Annotated in this window: 16 protein-coding genes and 2 pseudogenes; 3 read left to right on the top strand and 15 right to left on the bottom strand. The window is 37.9% G+C overall.

Features of this window, described 5'->3' with window-relative positions; genetic code table 11:
* Positions 1-119: 119 nt before the first annotated feature.
* From IGI88_RS05945 to IGI88_RS06005, 13 genes and pseudogenes are all read right to left on the bottom strand, one after another.
* Positions 120-488: a BlaI/MecI/CopY family transcriptional regulator gene (locus tag IGI88_RS05945; RefSeq protein ID WP_005233113.1), complete on the bottom strand. Its 369-nt coding sequence runs from the start codon at positions 486-488 to the stop codon at positions 120-122.
* Positions 489-977: 489 nt separating this feature from the next.
* Positions 978-1,640, bottom strand: a complete 663-nt coding sequence (locus IGI88_RS05950) for an ABC transporter ATP-binding protein (RefSeq protein WP_172634725.1) — start codon at positions 1,638-1,640, stop codon at positions 978-980.
* Between the two features lie 14 nt (positions 1,641-1,654).
* Positions 1,655-2,428: a hypothetical protein gene (locus tag IGI88_RS05955; RefSeq protein ID WP_005233111.1), complete on the bottom strand. Its 774-nt coding sequence runs from the start codon at positions 2,426-2,428 to the stop codon at positions 1,655-1,657.
* 1 nt (position 2,429) lies between these two features.
* Entirely contained in the window at positions 2,430-3,218 is a 789-nt protein-coding gene (locus IGI88_RS05960; protein WP_005233110.1) for a hypothetical protein, read from the bottom strand.
* Positions 3,215-3,979 (bottom strand): hypothetical protein, encoded by a 765-nt coding sequence (locus tag IGI88_RS05965; protein WP_005233108.1) that lies wholly within the window; start codon positions 3,977-3,979, stop codon positions 3,215-3,217. The genes IGI88_RS05960 and IGI88_RS05965 overlap by 4 nt, the downstream gene beginning before the upstream one ends.
* A 55-nt stretch (positions 3,980-4,034) precedes the next feature.
* Positions 4,035-4,436, bottom strand: coding sequence for a hypothetical protein (locus IGI88_RS05970; RefSeq protein WP_005233107.1), 402 nt, complete (start codon positions 4,434-4,436; stop codon positions 4,035-4,037).
* Between the two features lie 564 nt (positions 4,437-5,000).
* Entirely contained in the window at positions 5,001-5,180 is a 180-nt protein-coding gene (locus IGI88_RS05975; protein WP_005233106.1) for a hypothetical protein, read from the bottom strand.
* Positions 5,181-5,273: 93 nt separating this feature from the next.
* Positions 5,274-5,603, bottom strand: a complete 330-nt coding sequence (locus IGI88_RS05980; RefSeq protein ID WP_005233105.1) for a hypothetical protein — start codon at positions 5,601-5,603, stop codon at positions 5,274-5,276.
* Positions 5,604-5,647: 44 nt separating this feature from the next.
* Complete coding sequence (locus IGI88_RS05985; RefSeq protein ID WP_005233104.1) at positions 5,648-5,851, bottom strand: hypothetical protein; 204 nt, start codon at positions 5,849-5,851, stop codon at positions 5,648-5,650.
* 249 nt (positions 5,852-6,100) lie between these two features.
* A pseudogene (locus IGI88_RS05990) lies at positions 6,101-6,881 on the bottom strand (DNA cytosine methyltransferase); the annotation flags it as partial.
* 155 nt (positions 6,882-7,036) lie between these two features.
* Positions 7,037-7,514, bottom strand: a pseudogene (locus tag IGI88_RS05995) (DNA cytosine methyltransferase); the annotation flags it as partial.
* Positions 7,515-7,945: 431 nt separating this feature from the next.
* Positions 7,946-8,089 (bottom strand): putative holin-like toxin, encoded by a 144-nt coding sequence (locus tag IGI88_RS06000; RefSeq protein ID WP_086298857.1) that lies wholly within the window; start codon positions 8,087-8,089, stop codon positions 7,946-7,948.
* 278 nt (positions 8,090-8,367) lie between these two features.
* Positions 8,368-9,264, bottom strand: coding sequence for a LysR family transcriptional regulator (locus IGI88_RS06005; protein ID WP_008381857.1), 897 nt, complete (start codon positions 9,262-9,264; stop codon positions 8,368-8,370).
* Between the two features lie 116 nt (positions 9,265-9,380).
* Here IGI88_RS06005 and IGI88_RS06010 point away from each other — a divergent pair, with 116 nt between their 5' ends.
* A complete protein-coding gene (locus IGI88_RS06010; protein WP_278251807.1) occupies positions 9,381-11,042 on the top strand; it encodes a malolactic enzyme in 1,662 nt (553 codons plus the stop codon).
* Between the two features lie 13 nt (positions 11,043-11,055).
* On the top strand, positions 11,056-12,336 hold the full coding sequence (locus IGI88_RS06015) for a 2-hydroxycarboxylate transporter family protein (protein ID WP_086298859.1): 1,281 nt from the start codon (positions 11,056-11,058) through the stop codon (positions 12,334-12,336).
* A 180-nt stretch (positions 12,337-12,516) separates the two neighbouring features.
* On the opposite strand, the gene IGI88_RS06020 is transcribed toward IGI88_RS06015, so the two are convergent.
* Positions 12,517-13,899, bottom strand: a complete 1,383-nt coding sequence (locus IGI88_RS06020) for a lytic polysaccharide monooxygenase (RefSeq protein WP_429960277.1) — start codon at positions 13,897-13,899, stop codon at positions 12,517-12,519.
* A 277-nt stretch (positions 13,900-14,176) separates the two neighbouring features.
* Positions 14,177-15,700 carry a flavocytochrome c gene (locus IGI88_RS06025; protein ID WP_015510577.1) on the bottom strand — a complete coding sequence of 508 codons (1,524 nt, stop codon included), beginning with the start codon at positions 15,698-15,700 and terminating at the stop codon, positions 14,177-14,179.
* Between the two features lie 481 nt (positions 15,701-16,181).
* On the opposite strand from IGI88_RS06025, the gene IGI88_RS06030 reads away from it, so the two are divergent.
* On the top strand, positions 16,182-16,601 hold the full coding sequence (locus IGI88_RS06030) for a phosphate-starvation-inducible PsiE family protein (RefSeq protein WP_008381850.1): 420 nt from the start codon (positions 16,182-16,184) through the stop codon (positions 16,599-16,601).
* Positions 16,602-16,607: the final 6 nt, after the last annotated feature.

A 16,607-nucleotide genomic window follows, 5' to 3' on the forward strand; every position in this document is an offset into this window, starting at 1 on the left:
AAACGATAAATTATGTCTCCAGACTAAACGTTTGAAGAGTTCTTTAGGAAAAAAGGTCAAAAACTTTTAAGTTTCTGACCCTTTTTTATTCCCTGAATAGTCTACAAAATATGAAATTTTCAACTATTCTTATTTATGGCATTTTTTCTTTCAATTATAAGATTGGAAAAGTATTCGGTTTGCTTTTTGGTCTTTAAAGAGTTTACTGCATGATTAACTAATTTTTCTACAGCCACTTCCCCATACTCTTCTTTTATAAAATTTATAAAAGGAATACTAGGCCTGTAAGCCCGTGCTAATACGTTCTGAGAATATTTAATCTCTTCTACTTTTAAATACCCTTTATTTAATAAGCTTCTTATCACAGCAGCAGTCGTATTTTTGTTTAGTTCTGGAAGTCTTTCTAATAGTTCGTGTTTAGTTAAAGCCTGATTGAATTCATAAAAATAGTAAAGAATTTGATATTCTGATTTGCTTAATTCTAACATGATAGCCCCTTAACTTTTTTTCGATTATTCTCTATTTGTAAAATATAAAAACGACCACTAGCCAATACACATATTTGATAATATCTATTATAATCCATTGTACCTTGCCATTAGTTGCTTGGGTAGAAAAAAACAACTTATACATATGAAGTTAATGACACTGCTGCTGATAAAGATCACTATAGCCAAACAGTTAAGATTACAACGATTAAAAGTGTATATAGAGCTAACATTTATAACCACGCCTACCACTTTTTCATTATAAAAAAACTTTATGTATAATACGATTGCTGAAGCAAGCTATCATCAAATTAACGCTTAAAAAACATTGAATTTGGTAGAGATGAGTAGACTCTATCAAATAGATTTTCTGAAACAGTTGAAAAGAAATTATATTATTTTAAGTATTAAAAGCATATCGTTTTCTACGAATATTTAAATAACTAAGAAGACGATATGCTATTTGAATGACTATACAAAACAATAAGATTAATTTTCTATTTGAGTTTTAAATTCTATGTTCTCTAATTTATTATCCTTTATTCTATAAACTTTATCGCAGAGTTTATTTATATCTTCTTTATTATGACTAGCTATTAATATAGTAGCTCCTTTAGTAGCTATTTTCTTAAATAAAGAACGCATTTTTTCAACACTTTCCTCATCTAAAGCATTCATAGGTTCATCCAATAAAATTACTTCTTGTTTTTCCATAATTGCTTGAGCAATCCCAAGTTTTTTCTTCATTCCTAAAGAGTAATGTTTAACTTTTTCATCTTTTCTATCGATTAGTCCTACTTCTTTTAGTACTTCAAATATATCTGCATCTGATATCTCATTTTTAATACTAGAAAGTAATTTAAGATTTTCAAATCCCGTAATATCTTCTAAAAAAGGTGGTTCCTCTATAAGTACCCCTAATTTATCAGGTAGTGCATTATTTCTCGTTATATTAATACCATTCACAGATATATTTCCTTTATCTGGAATAATAAATCCAGAAATAAGTTTAAATAATACACTTTTTCCAGATCCATTTTCACCAACGATACCAATTATCTCTTTAGCTTGACACTGGAAATATAAATCTTCGAAAATGATATGCTTCTTAAATTTCATACTCACATTGTCTAATTGTATTACACTTTCTATAGTTTTCACTAATATCACTCCACTCCTAATTTCTTCAGATTAAACAAATTTAGATATCCTATGATTAAATTTTGTATACTAAACCATAAAAGATTTGGCACTAATGATTCTTTTTCCAATAAGAATAAATTAGTTCTGTAAACAGTTAAAATTCCTGTGTTAAGAAATAAAAAATGATTTTTTCCAAAAATGAAAAATGAATATATATAAATTATCAGTAGAAAAACAATGATTCCAAACGCTAATGTCTCTTTTCTTAACTGAGCTTTAACCAGAATAAAAATGTTTATAAGACTAAAACTAGTAAGCATATTTAATAGGCAAAATAGCATTGTTTCTTTTGAAATTAATAAGAAAAAAATTTCGGATAGGCTGCTATTGAAAAGCGTAAAAGCAGATAAATAAACCACAAGAATAGTAACTGCTATTCCCCAATATAGTACGGATAGAATTAAAGAAAAGAAAATAGAGTTATAATACAAATTACATCGACTCTTAAGTCTGATAATGGCTAGATACAAATAGGAATTGTTACTAAAACTAGACGCTGCCGAAAATCCATAAACATAGGTTAGATGTAATACTAAAAATCTTATAATTGTTAAAAAAGAAAAATCTTGGTAGGGAATACCGTTAATGATTGACTTATAAATTAAATCTGGTTGATCACCGACATCTATTAATGTAGAAATATAAATAATTAAAATTAATATAATGCTTGATGCGATAAATTTTTTGCCATTTAATTGTGCGAAATAGATTCTTTGAAACCGTAAATTGCTATGCATTTTAATCTCCTAGTTTAGTATTTTTGTATAGTATATATAGAGATGAATAGTTAGCTACTAAAAGGGATAGCCAATACAAAAAACTTATAGAAATTGAAATAAACTGGCCATTTGCTCTTTCAAAATAAATCAAATAATGATTAATAGGCATCATAATTTTAATTAAGCTATTTGTAGGTGATTTAAAAAAGTACGCTTGCAGCCCAATCATTCCAAATATAATTAAAAAGCTAATTCCTTTCTTTTTTAGTAACACAAACAAAAAATTAAATAAATTCCCAATAGTCAATAAGTATAAAAAGAAAAATAGAAAGGCAAGCCCTGTTTGAAATACGGGAGAATAATTAGTATTTGGTATAGCTTGAAACGTATTTTTAAAAAAAGTAACTAATTCTTGACTCCAACTATTATTAAATCTCAACTCATAGATTCCTAATACTGAACTTATGAAGAAAATCCCAGCCATATAATAAAAAGTAACTTTCAAAACTAAATTGATATCTGAAATAAATAGAAATTTTCTATTAGGTATCCTACTAAGATAAAGATAATTATTAAGGTTAAATGAAAACTGCGAATTTATTATGATTAAATAAAGCAGTGGAAAAGCAAAAATTGTGGAATAAAGATTTTGAAAGTTATAAAGTAACCACATGAAAAAATTTCTAGTTGGTGTTTCCAAAAAAAATTGATAGTAAGAAAAACAAATTATTATTAATAATAAACTTACAAAGAATATAATATGACGATTATTTTTAGATAATCTTATAGCTTCTATTCTTCGAATCATATGTTTAAATTTCCTTTTGCGATTTTTTTATAGCCCACAAAGAAAGTCGATATAAGTAGGAATGCTAACTGCAAAGATACTAAATAGCCATTTGTGGCTGTATTTGAAGTTAAATCAAATGTTGTAACTGGTTCATATTTATCAAATCCCATAAAAGGGAAAATAAAAGATGGTAAAAAATATACGATTAAAGGAAAAAACACACATATATATCGATTTTTAAAGTAGAAAGAAGAAACTAAACCAATGTTGGCATATATAAATCCAAAAATACTGCTATTTACTATAATGACAACAGCATAAAACAATTGATTTTTTGAAAAAATGCTAGAAAATGCTCCTCCTATTACCCCTACATATGCATTAGAATAGTCAGGAAATATTAGTAAATTTATTATTAGTAACAATGTCAATGGGAAGAATAAAGATAGAAAACCAGATAAACCCACACTAATAAATTTTTTAAAGAAATAATCTTCTTTCGATTCTCTAACAAATATTGCTGTAGTCATATTATTCTGAAAATCATTTATAAAAGAATCGGCCATTGGTAAAGCCGCTAACAACGGAGCCAATAAAGGGAGTATTGAGGAAGTGCTTAAACTAAATCCAGAAAAGAAAATAGTTAAACCTTTCTCCATTTCGATAAGCAATATGTTACCAGCTATTCCTATTACAATACTCACAATTGATAAAACTATTGAAAAAACAAATAATTTTGATTTTAGCACTAACTTCAATTCGTAGTGTATATATTTCATTATTAAATCCCCTTTAGCAAAAAATCTGGCGCTATCATATATTTTAATTTACAAATTATTTTTCGTCTGGACTCCAACTTCCTTGAGCAGCAACTTTAACGGTAGTTGTTACAGGAGTTGCAATTCCAAGTGAAGTGTTGCTACCGTTATAAGAAGAACCGCCACCAGAGTAACTAAGTGTAATTCGGTCCCCAGACCCCATATTGTAAGATGGGGTTATATTTGAACTATCCTTTTTTAAACGAATAGAGGTATTGATTCTTTTATTACCACCTATTGCAGAGTTATTATGAACACCTTTCCCTGCAGACTCTTTCTTCAATGAACCAGTAACGATTGCGCCTTGTCTAGGAATCGTTACATCATAGGTTGAAATACTTCTTGCGAAAGAAGGAATTACAAAACCAAAGAAAGATGCGATTATACCAATTGTCAAAACTAGTCTAATTTTTTTCAAAATAATATTCTCCTTTTATTGATAGCGCCATAATTAACTTTATCATTTATATAATCCTATATCAATAATTTTTTAAATTATACAGTCTTTTGACAAACAAATTATAGCTTAAAAATAAAATTAGAAATATTAAATTATTGATTTTTCTTAAAATTATTCCAGTAAAGTTTCAATTTAATCCCACCGATTTATTGTCCAGCTGATACCATGCTTCACCACCACTAGACCATATATCTAATGGTTAAATATTGTATCTCTCACCTTATTTTTTTAAATCATAGAAGTATTAATCAGTAAACAAAATATAGATCTAAGCAATAATTCACTACTCCTCTCTGGATAATCTGCCATCAAATCACATTTTACTATTGATTTCTCATTGGACAAAATTAACCAACGAGCGAAGTTTTCCATCATTTGCAAGTGCTAATAATTTTACGATTTTCTTTTTGGCTTTTTCATCCATTGGATCTCACCTTTTGTCTGATTTTAGTTTACCACGTATTGGATAACGGTTTCACTGATAAGTGATAGCACTTCAATAAAATAGAAAATAAAGTGCAGTCACTTTCTAAGCTCAGGAATCTCAAATCCCGCTTTTTCTTGCTCAAGCAACATATCTAAAGCGATACACATTAATTTCGATTCACTTTTCTTGTACTTGGTGTTCAAGTGCTTCAGTCCCTGCTTCCTCTTTTCATTAAGCGTTACAGGAAGACGTGTGTTTCCTTTTGCAATGGTCATAACTCGCTCTCCTTCATTGAAACGATCAAAGATTTAATCAAAGACGCAGCGAGCGTGTAACCACACTCGCCGCAGCTTTGAACGGACTCTTTTCTACTGATTGTTTTTCATGACTTCCTTTGCTTCTTCTGTAAGGGGAAAGACTTTTGCAACAGCCATGCCACAAGGAATTGCCCCTACAGCTTCCTCACAAATGACACCAGCTTCTATCAGTACATCTTCAATGCCCGTATTTTCAGACCACCCTTTGATTGCGACGAAATCTTGTTTGATTCCGACACTCGTGTTCACCGTAGCCGTAGCAAGCAGCTCTTCTTCAGACTGACCTCTTCTTTTCTTAACCAGTTGAATCGCTACATTGTTATTATCTTCATAGTGATCAAATGTCACAATACATTTTTTCTTATTTAAAACGGCGTTCATAGTTTCTCCTCCTAAAGATAAGGAGTTACAAGGCAAAACCCTGATTATTCAGTGATTTCTTCTTTTAATTGATCCGCAAGTTTTGTAAGCTTTGCAGCGTTATCGAATCGCATTCTTTCTATAGAAGATTTCTTGTGCATCAAATCAGAGACAGTCATTGCTTTGACTTCGGATCTATTCTTGATTTCAGTGATCGAGTGACCGCTTTTAAATAGCAGCCATTCAATTTTTTCTTTATCTGCATACATATTTTTTCCTCCTGAAAGGAGTGTGACAATTAAAGCTTGCCACTACTCGCAATTATGGTATATTTTGAGTAGTAGCGTCCCGTGAAAGGATTTGTTACTGTGCATTTATTCTGTTCCCAGCAGAATAAATGCTTTTTTTGTTCCGTCTATTTTTAATAAAACCCCTCCTTAACCTAAATAAAATAACGGTATACCGTATATTTATTATATCACGGCATACCGTTATTTTCAAGAACTATCTATAATTTTTTACCTTTCGCTAAAGCGATCAAAAGCCGTCGTATCGTTTATTTCGAAGTGCTTTGCTATGAAATAAATGACTGATACAGTAACCGAATTTCCAGCTTGTTTGTACAGCTGACTATTCGAAGTTTCTTGATCGTATCTGCAGTTATAGTGATCAAGCCCGTTACTGATTATTTCTTCAGCAATCTGCCTACTACCGAATTTCGCTGACAAAAAGGTCCAATCAGGAAACAACTGCAGTCGCCAACATTCAAGTGGTGTTAGTTTCCGGATCTGAAAAACATCGGTTACTACGGCTTGCTGATCACTTGTAACGTGGGTATATTTGCTTGCTGATTTCCCACACGTCCCCAACGTTTTGTAGATTTAGGATAAACGAAATTGATACTATCGGCTGGTAGTACTGCAGTATAGCCTTTTTTCGTGGCTGCTTTCACCAGTATTTTGGGTTTGTGGCCGCCACCACTCATGGTGGTAAGTGTAGGGCATAGCCATCTACGGAATGGATCGCTGCAGCTGATCGATAGGAACCATCGATCGACCCTGCCACGATAATTCCGTGACGATCTTGTGTGGTTAAGATAAACATCGGTGTTTCATTTTCCTTCATTCTACGGCCGTTTTGGCGAATAGTGGCTTTATCTGGCATTAGGATCGGAATCGCAATTTTATTTCCTTCCCCTTTGTTTGTGGTGATCGTAGGACTAAGTCCTGAAGCATCATATACTTGGCCATTCATTCCTCCACCGCTTGGATTGACGTTGCCAACAACGATTTGTTTCGGTGTTTTGTAGTCCGTTGCGGTCAAAGTCCCCATCAGACCATCTGTATATTACGTTCTTTCTCGTGTAAATCGACTTAAATCATTCGCTGCATGTGACGCCAGCTAAATGGATCCTTCCTGATTTTTGATCAACTGATCCTTCTTCTCTTGTGATAGGAAAATCTTTTTGGTACCTGCTCCTCTAAGATGTCCGATAATAAATAAACGCTCTCTGTTTTGGGCGACAAACTCTTTGCTTTTAAACAGTTGCCATTCCACGTCATACCCCAATTCATCCAAGGTTCGGAGGATTGTCTCAAACGTAGCCCCTCGTTCATGGTTGAGAAGTCCTTTGACGTTTTCAAGGTATAAAAGCTTAGGTCGCAAGGTAGATGCTAAGCGTGCATTATCAAAAAAGAGAGTTGCTCTAGTATCTGAAAAACCTTTTCTTTTTCCAGCAAGGCTGAAAGCTTGGCACGGAAATCCTCCCGCGATAATGTTCACACGTCCGATTCCTCGAATAAATTCATCTGAAAATTTTGTGATATCATACATTTCTACCTCCTGTTTTGTGTCAGGAATTGATTGATAACTTTTTCTGGCATGGCCATCGATCTCACAATACCCAACACATCGGTAGCCAGCTTGTTCCATCCCTAAACGAAATCCTTCGATTCCTGAAAAAGATCTAAAAAGGTGCCTTTATTTTCTGTTGTACCATTTTCCATTGTTCACTCAGTTTCTTCATGCGCATGAAAGGTATTTCAAGTACCTGATGGATTAAGAATACCGAGAAAATGGATGGTTAAATTGCGGAAAAATGGTGGTACTTAGACCTTTTTAAAGAAAGAAAAGCGATCTTTTTTGCCCTCCACCTTCCAGCTGCTCCCCACCACTTAGGAGGACAAAAAATAGACGTGCAAAGCACGTCTGTAGCGTCAATGATTGATATCTTACTGAAATCTTGCTATAATTACTGTGTAAAGAGGAGTTGCGTCAACAACTCCCCTACAGCACCGTTTAAGACGGTGGCAAGTTTTATATTATTTTAGTAATCAGTCAACTCGCCAAAGTTTAGTGACTGGTTACTTTTTTTTGTCGTTTTTTGCTGCAGTTAGGATGCCAAAGATAATCGTTGCGATTAAAGAACCGAAACTAATCATTAGCCCTAATGCTTCAGCTACAGACAAAAGGCTTCTCCTTTCTAAAGAGTTAGCACTTACTTTCATAAGCACCACCACCTTTCAAAAGATAGCCACCGTCACAAACTTTACTGTCCTACTATTATACCAAAAATCCACGTTAAAAACCGATAGTTATCAAGGTTTTTAGCGTTTTTTCATGCGATAAGAACGGTCTAAGTAAAGGGATTTTTTTCTAGTTTCATCGGTTAAAGAAATCATCCATTCGTCTTGTCCCGCGTTGAAAGATCCCTTTTATTTCAACATCCGAAGAACACACACCTGCACCATTTTTCTCTGACCTTACCTCAAGAAATCCCCACTCCTCACCCTTCCTCCTCCCAGGACAGCTCATCCAAGATCCTAATCAACTTTTGAACCTCTTGATTCAACATCGCACTCTTTAAATAGGCATATTGAATATAAAAAATTTCCTTATCTTCAGGGACTAGCGGTATTTTCACTAAGCCTTCCATTTCTTGAAACACAGGAAATTCCGTCATCAAGGTAATGCCGATATTGGAACTGACCAGCTGGCCAATCGTCTGGACGTCTGAAAAATAAAAGGGGACTTCCGGCTTCTTCTTTGATTTCTCACTTAAATTCTGAAAAGCGCGCATGTGGGTATAGCCTTTTTCCAATAGGATAAAGGGATATTCGGCAGCTTCTTCAAATGAGATTTCCTTTTTCTTAGCTAATGGGTTTTCTTTTGACACAAAAATAAAGAATTCTTGCTGATGCAATAATTTCACCTGCAGATTCGGGTGGACGAGGGGATTGACACTGCCCAGCAAGCTAAAATCGATTTTTCCTGATAATAGTTTTGAAAGCAATTCATTGGATCCCCCAGATACCAAGTGAAATTTCGAAATAAAGCGGATGATCTCTTTTTCATCTAAGAGTTTTGAAAAGACTTTGGAACGAATGATCGGTGGCAGGCCGATGTGGGTCCGATTGTTTTTGGCATGGTCGATGGCTCTGTCTAAGGTCACAAATTCATCTAAGATATATTGTGCATGAGCCTTCAAAATTTCCCCTTCCGTGGTCAATGAGATGGAGCGATGTGAGGCTTCTCGCACGATCAAATCACAGCCATAATGCTCTTCCAAGCGTTTGACAGCGTAGCTGACGGTTGGTTGACTGACCGCAAATTTATGCGCCACTTGGGTAAAAGAAAGCATATCTGCCAAAGCGTTAAAGTATTCTAAATCTCGTATATTCATCGTCTGATTCCTCCCTTAACCGGTTTAAACTAGCAGCGGTTTTGTTATAAATAATTTTTATTATACCACCGATAGTTGACTATAATTCTGTCCGAGGATTAAAGTAGCTAATGGAAATGAACGAGTACTCAAAATATATCCATTGGAGGAACATAATGAAAGCACATGACATCTTAAATAACCCATTTTTGAACAAAGGAACCGCGTTTACACAAGAAGAACGAAAAGAACTAGGGCTGATCGGTTTATTGCCCCCACACGTGCAAACGATCGAAGAACAAGCAGAACAAGCTTATTTGCAATATGTCACCAAAGAATCAGACATTGAAAAACGTCACTTTTTAATGGAAATCTTTAATACCAATCGGACATTGTTCTACTATTTGTTCAATCAACATATCGTTGAATTCAATCCGATCGTCTATGATCCAACGATTGCTGATACCATTGAAAATTACAGCCGCCTATTTGTGGATCCTCAATATGCAGCATACTTAGATATCAATCATCCAGAGAACATCGAAGAAACGTTGAAAAATGCCGCTGGCGATCGGGACATTCGCTTGATCGTAGCCACAGATGCTGAAGGGATTCTTGGGATTGGTGACTGGGGTGTCCAAGGTGTCGATATTTCTGTCGGTAAATTGATGATTTATACAGCAGCTGCTGGGATCGACCCTGCTTCTGTTTTACCAATCGTGATCGATGCCGGTACCAACCGTAAAGAATTGTTAGAGGATCATTTGTATCTAGGCAATCGTCAAGAACGTGTCTACGGTGATGCCTACTACCAATTCATCGATCAATTTGTTCAAACGGCAGAATCATTGTTCCCTAAACTTTACTTGCATTGGGAAGACTTTGGCCGTTCAAATGCTGCAACGATTCTGGACAAATACAAACAAACAATTCCAACTTTTAACGATGACATCCAAGGAACGGGAATCGTTGTACTTGGCGGTATCTTCGGTGCACTGGATATTACAGGTGAAAAATTAACGGATCAAGTCTACTTATGTTATGGCGGTGGTTCCGCTGGTGCCGGGATTGCCAGCCGTGTCCATGCCGAAATGGTCAGCGAAGGACTTTCAGAAGAAGAAGCCTACAATCATTTCTTTATGGTTGACAAACAAGGGCTTTTGTTCGATGATATGTCCGATTTGACTCCTGCACAAAAACCATTTGCCAAAAAACGGGCTGACTTTGCCAATGCTGGCGATATGTCGCAATTGATCAATGTCATTAAAGTCGCAAAACCAACGATTTTGGTCGGTACTTCAACCAATGCGGGTGCCTTTACCAAAGAAGTTGTGGAAGCGATGTGTGAAAACACTGCTCGTCCAGTGATTTTCCCTATCTCGAATCCAACCAAAAAATTAGAAGCAACGGCTGAACAAGTAATCGAATGGTCTGATGGAAAAGCCTTTGTGGCAACCGGTGTCCCTTCAGGAACGATCCAATACAAAGGGGTCGACTACCAAATTGGTCAAGCAAACAACGCCTTGATCTATCCTGGTCTAGGGTTAGGTATGTTGGCTTCAGAAGCCTCTCTCTTGACCGACGAAATGATTGGTGCCGCTGCTCACTCATTAAGTGGTTTGGTTGATTTGAGCCAACCCGGTGCACCTGTTCTCCCACCATTTGAATACGTTGCGGACGTTTCTATCAAAGTGGCTGAAGCAGTTGCCAATAAAGCCAAAGAACAAGGACTAGCCCAAGCGCAAGAAACCGATATGGCAAAAGCTGTCCAAAATCTTAAATGGTATCCAACATACTAGGAAGGTCTGAAAAATGAATAAATTAAAAACGATGACGATTTCGGGAATTAGTCTTCCCTTGTATCTCTTTTTCATGGTTGTCATATTCAGTGCGATTGCCTTAGACAAGTTGCCATTAAATATGGTTGGGATCACCATTTTACTGGTTGCCTTAGGACACCTGCTGTATTTCATTGGGGAAAAACTCCCGATCATGAATTCTTATCTTGGCGGTGGGTCAGTTTTTACCCTGCTTGGTGCCACCCTTTTGGCCTCCTTCCATCTCGTTCCCACGAAAGTCATTGACGCGGTCAGTGACTTCATGGGGGGCGGTTTTGGTTTTCTTGATTTCTATATTGCCGCTTTGATTTGCGGCTCGATTTTAGGTATGAACCGCAATTTGTTGGTGAAGGCTTCTACGAAATTCATTCCTGTTGCTTTGATCACCATGGTAGTAGGCTTTTTCTCCGTCGGCCTTGTCGGTATGCTGCTAGGCAATGGCTTTGCTGATTCGGTGATGTATGTGTCTCTACCAATGATGTCTGGCGGGATGGGGGCGGGAATCACCCCACTTTCACAAATTTATGCTGATGGCTTGGCAAACGGCAATCAAGCCGCCATCTTTTCTCAATTAGCGCCAGCAGTTACTTTCGGGAATATTCTTGCCATTATTGGTGCTTTATTTATCGCAAAGGCCTTTGCTAAAACCAAATACAATGGCCATGGCACCCTGATCAATGCCACGAAAGAAGAATTAGAAAAACCAAAAATAACGCTTGATGTCCAACAAATCGGGGTCGGGATGCTGTTTTCCTTTTCACTGTTGGTCGTTGGTGCGATTTTAAGCGACTTTTTCCCTAAAATTCACGAGTATGCCTTTATGATCGTGATTGTCTTTATTCTGAAAGCCTTGAATATTGTCCCTAAGAAACTCGAAGATTCTGTGGTGATGTTCAACAATGTTGTAATGACGAATTTGACCCACGCGGTTTTGGCGGGGATTGGTTTGGCATTGATCGATCTGTCAACACTGGCCTCTGCCTTTACATGGCAATTTGTCGTGCTTTGCCTAACCAGTGTCGTATCTATGGGGGCTGCCAGCTGGTTCTTCGGGATGGTATTGGGGATGTATCCCGTTGAAACCGCAATTGGCGCCGGTATGATCAACAACTCGATGGGGGGAACAGGTAATATCGCTGTATTGTCTGCCTCTGATAGAATGGAAATGATTGCTTTTGCCCAAATGGCCAACCGTTTATGCGGTGCGATCGTGCTGATTCTAGGTGGAATCTTGATCCGTTTCTTCTATTCTTGATCTAAAACAAAAAACAGGTGCTGCTACGCATGATGCATAGCAGCACCTGTTTTTGCATTCCTCAAACGAATTCGTCCAATTGGTTGCACGAATCGAACAAAGATTCAGCCATTCACTCATAAAAGAGCCAAAAAGAGCAGTGCCTCCGCACTGCTCTTGCTTTCCTGATTCATTCAAGGGTTACAGCTTCTTAAACAAGGTTGGTGCTTGATCAGGAGACCAAGTGGTGTCCCCGTAATTTGAGTGGGTGTTAATCACGACATAATTGCTGCCTTTATGGCTCACGATTTCACCACTTGTATACACTTCTGGTGCATAGAATGTACCTAGTTTCCACACACGGTATTCTGACTCCCCGCCTCCAGGTGTTTCCGTTTCTTCTTTGGCATTGGTTTTCACGCTCAGCTGGTTACTGAAAGCGGATTGTTCGCCCGTTTTGCTGATTGCTTTGATTTGGTAATTGTAGGTTGTATCCGCTGCTAGATTCGTGTCTTCATAGGTTGTTCCTGTGGCCGTAGCAATTTTGACGCCATTGCGGTAAACGTCATATCCAGCGATCCCATTTGTATGAGTCGATGCTTGCCACATTAAGGAAACGCTGCTGTCTGTCACGCTCATTTGGTGCAGGTTGCCTGGTGTCGAAGGGGTTTCGACTTGATTGTCTGCTGAGGTAGTCACTTTCACTGCAGCACTTTTTTCTGAAACTAACGCAGTAAAGCCGACTGCTTCTACTTGATAGCTATAGGTTGTGTTGGCTTTTAATTGTGTGTCGGTAAAAGTTGGCTCAGTAGTCGTTGCCACTAAGGCACCATCGCGATACACGTTGTATTCTTTCGCATCGGTTTGACCGTTCCATGCTAAAGCCACCGTGCTGCTAGTCACTCGTTCTGAGCGGACATTTGCCGGTGCTGCTGGTTTTTCGGGAATGACCGTTGAGCCGGAAACGTTGACGTCGATCACGTTATAAAAGGCATTTGGCGTATCGGCAACATCCCAGACCGCTAAAATGACATGGTAACCGAGACGATTTTCTGGAATGGTAATGGTATGGCTTGGGCTATTGCTGGCAGCCGAACCATCGTGATTCACAGTAGCGATCAATTCCAAGCTATCTCTTGAAAGTGGCGCGTTTTGATCCCAACCTGGTTTCGTGATATAGTAATGCCATTTTGTGGTCTTGTGAGGCGCTGTATAGTGCCAATTGACCCGCAATGGTCCTTGATTGATGTCTTGTTTGGTCCAACGATTGGTTCCTTGTTCATCAAGAACAAAGTCCCCGATTTGTCCGAGTCCACCATCTGCCGAAGCGATACGACCATCTACTGGTCCTGCTTCTGGAAAGCCCTTTTTGGTTTCCAATGATTGTGGGTTTGAAATGACATTGCCATATTTTTCAAACGCAGCGCTCCACCCTAACGTATTGCGATCCAAAGACCCTTGATAGCCCCGACTGACCGGTGATTCCACATAACCATGAGCAAATACTTGTTTCCCCGTGAAGAACAAGGTCCCTCCAAGTAAGATTGCCACCCCGACCGACCATTTTACCAATGCGTTTTTCATACTCTGCCTCCTAAAATTTTTTATCATCGAATAAACCAATCCTATCCGTTTATTCCTTGATTCCGATTCATTGAAAAGCAAACCCTACATTTATAAATAGTTTATTTATATATGTATGATAAACGACTTAATCATTATAAGATTATAATGACTAGTTTTCCGTCCTTTCAGTGAGAAATACAAAAAAACTTGAAACGATTCTCCTCCTAATCACTTAAGAGGATTCGTTCCAAGTTTCTTTCTTTATAGACGATCTTTTTTAGGAAAAAACAGCCGCCTATTTCCCATTTTCTTTCACATAGTCAGAGGATTGCGCGCCTGCTTGGCGACCAAAGACCATAATGTCGGCTACAGCATTGCCGCCGATTCGATTTTGTCCGTGGATACCGCCGGTCACTTCACCTGCTGCATACAAGCCAGTGATTGGTGTGCCATCTTCTTTCAACACTTGGGTCTTCGTATTGATCTTGACGCCGCCCATTGTATGGTGGATCCCAGGTGCAATTTGAATCGCATAGAATGGTCCTTCCGTCAAATCATAGTCCATCGCCGTTTCACGACCGAAATCTTTGTCGGCTTTGTCTGCCACTGCTTGGTTCCATGTATCTAAAGTTTTCTTCAAGGTTGCTGGATCGACATCAATTTTTTCAGCTAACGCTTCGATGGTGTCAGCTTCTACCACTACACCTTGTTCTTTGTAGTAATCGACTTGTTTGGCTCTACCTGCTAACGCATTGTCAAAAATCAAGTAGGCATAGCTTTCTGGCAGATCTGTGATGGCAGCTGAAACATTGTCGCGGGTTTCTAATTCATTGTAGAAACGTTCTCCTTGTTGGTTCACCAAGATGGCGCCTTCTCCACGAACGGTTTCACTGATCAACATCCCTGTATCTTGAACCACTGTTGGATGGACTTGGATTTGATCCATATCAACCGTTGCGCCGCCTAATTCTTCGATCATCTTGATACCATCGCCTGTACTTCCTTCAGAAGTCGTGCTGACATAGCCTTTCAGATCTGGACGGTATTTTTCGATCAGTTCTTTGTTGGAGCCAAAACCACCAGTAGTAACAACAACTGCATCACCAGCGATTTCTTTTTCTTCGCCATTGATTTTCACGTTGACGCCAGTGACTTTGCCGTCTGTTTCATTGATTTTTGTCACATCAGCATTTACAAATAAAGGAATTTCTTGCTCATGAATGTTTCTCAACAGGCCATCCACCAAATACGTACCGACTGCTGAACCGTCATGAGGACGATGGATCCGTTTTACACTGGCACCACCGCTATAGCTGATATTGTCTAAAGTGATCCCCATTGAATCCAACCAATCAATCGCTGAAGCAGAGTTGTCTACTAAATAATGCAGCAGATCTTGATCGTTGGTTCCTTTACCACCTTTTAGTGTATCTTCAAAAAATAGTTCATTGGAATCTTCAATGCCTTGGGCTTCTTGGAACTTGGTTTCTGATGCGTTCATTCCGCCAGAAGATTTCAAGGTATTTCCGCCTGCGATCGGCATTTTTTCTAAAATGACTGGATTCATTCCAGCATCTTTAGCCGACAAGGCTGCTGCCATCCCTGCACCGCCAGCACCAACGATGACGATATCATATTGATCTTTTAACTCTGCTGGATCGGTATACTCTTGTTGGGAAGCACCTGAAGTGACTTCACTTTCTGAAGAAGAGCTTGCCGCACTGCTGCTGGCTTTTGTTCCGCCATCGGCACCACATGCACTAAGCAACAATAATGAGGCTGCCCCAATCACCCATTTTGACCATCCACTTTTTTTCATTTGTTTCCCTCCGTTTTTCTTTTTGCCCTTTTCTCCTCACTGATCCCCGTCATATATGATGAGAAAAGAAGCATTTTTCTTGCGAACCCCGCTTAACTTGTTACTTTATTAACAATGGTAAACATCTTGCGATCGGACTATTTTTCCATTCGATAGCGATAAAAACATTGTTTAAGCAACATTTCAACAGAGTTCTATTTTATTTAACCATTGTAACAAAAAAAGAAACTAAGTGTCTCGTAATAATTTGTGTATATTTTAACTATTCATTCTCATTTTTTTCTAATTTTATCGGAAAAAGATACTATATTTTCCTCGCTAATTTCTGCTATTCAAAGCTGCCACAAAGGTCCCGCTCATAGAATGACCGTTAAGTTCGCGGTCAAAAAGATATTGCCGCGATTGTTCTTTCACTGTTCTTTTCCCTTTGTCCTGCGCCTTCTTTTGTATAATAAAAGAAAAAGCAGAAATGGAGTGGCAAATGGAAAAATTGACCCGGATGTTCGAGCGAGTGATCAGTATATGTATTGATAGCATGTTAGCGATCTTAGTCGTTGTCGTCTTGATTTTTATGGGAAAAGCGATTTTTATGATCAGCACGACGCTCTTTCCTTTAAGTGAAGCGCCCCACCTGTCCTTTTTGATTGAAGAAATTGCCACGTTATTCATTTTGTTAGAAATCATTTTGATGTTGCTGCGGTATATGAAGGACGGACACCATATTCCCGTCCGTTACTTGATTTTGATCAGTATTACTGCGATTTTGCGCGAGCTATTGCTGACGCAAGGCATGGCGAACGATGCCCTATTTTTTGCTCTAGCGATTTTTGTCTTGGTACTGGTCTTGCTAGTCCTGCAAAAAATCAATGCCTTCCAGCATGCCCAAGAAAAAGACCACTGAAACCAT

Origin of the sequence: Enterococcus sp. AZ179 (genome assembly GCF_050498885.1) — a bacterium.
Classification (GTDB): Bacteria; Bacillota; Bacilli; order Lactobacillales; family Enterococcaceae; genus Enterococcus_D; species Enterococcus_D entomosocium.

Bases quoted from the DNA above. Each gene is read 5' to 3' on its own strand.
- IGI88_RS06020 (WP_429960277.1), bottom strand. From the start codon at position 13,899: ATGAAAAACGCATTGGTAAAATGGTCGGTCGGGGTGGCAATCTTACTT.
- IGI88_RS06005 (WP_008381857.1), bottom strand. From the start codon at position 9,264: ATGAATATACGAGATTTAGAATACTTTAACGCTTTGGCAGATATGCTT.
- IGI88_RS05945 (WP_005233113.1), bottom strand. From the start codon at position 488: ATGTTAGAATTAAGCAAATCAGAATATCAAATTCTTTACTATTTTTAT.
- IGI88_RS05955 (WP_005233111.1), bottom strand. From the start codon at position 2,428: ATGCATAGCAATTTACGGTTTCAAAGAATCTATTTCGCACAATTAAAT.
- IGI88_RS05985 (WP_005233104.1), bottom strand. From the start codon at position 5,851: ATGTATGCAGATAAAGAAAAAATTGAATGGCTGCTATTTAAAAGCGGT.
- IGI88_RS05960 (WP_005233110.1), bottom strand. From the start codon at position 3,218: ATGATTCGAAGAATAGAAGCTATAAGATTATCTAAAAATAATCGTCAT.
- IGI88_RS06010 (WP_278251807.1), top strand. From the start codon at position 9,381: ATGAACGAGTACTCAAAATATATCCATTGGAGGAACATAATGAAAGCA.
- IGI88_RS06025 (WP_015510577.1), bottom strand. From the start codon at position 15,700: ATGAAAAAAAGTGGATGGTCAAAATGGGTGATTGGGGCAGCCTCATTA.
- IGI88_RS06030 (WP_008381850.1), top strand. From the start codon at position 16,182: ATGGAAAAATTGACCCGGATGTTCGAGCGAGTGATCAGTATATGTATT.
- IGI88_RS05980 (WP_005233105.1), bottom strand. From the start codon at position 5,603: ATGAACGCCGTTTTAAATAAGAAAAAATGTATTGTGACATTTGATCAC.
- IGI88_RS06000 (WP_086298857.1), bottom strand. From the start codon at position 8,089: ATGAAAGTAAGTGCTAACTCTTTAGAAAGGAGAAGCCTTTTGTCTGTA.
- IGI88_RS05965 (WP_005233108.1), bottom strand. From the start codon at position 3,979: ATGAAATATATACACTACGAATTGAAGTTAGTGCTAAAATCAAAATTA.
- IGI88_RS06015 (WP_086298859.1), top strand. From the start codon at position 11,056: ATGAATAAATTAAAAACGATGACGATTTCGGGAATTAGTCTTCCCTTG.
- IGI88_RS05975 (WP_005233106.1), bottom strand. From the start codon at position 5,180: ATGACCATTGCAAAAGGAAACACACGTCTTCCTGTAACGCTTAATGAA.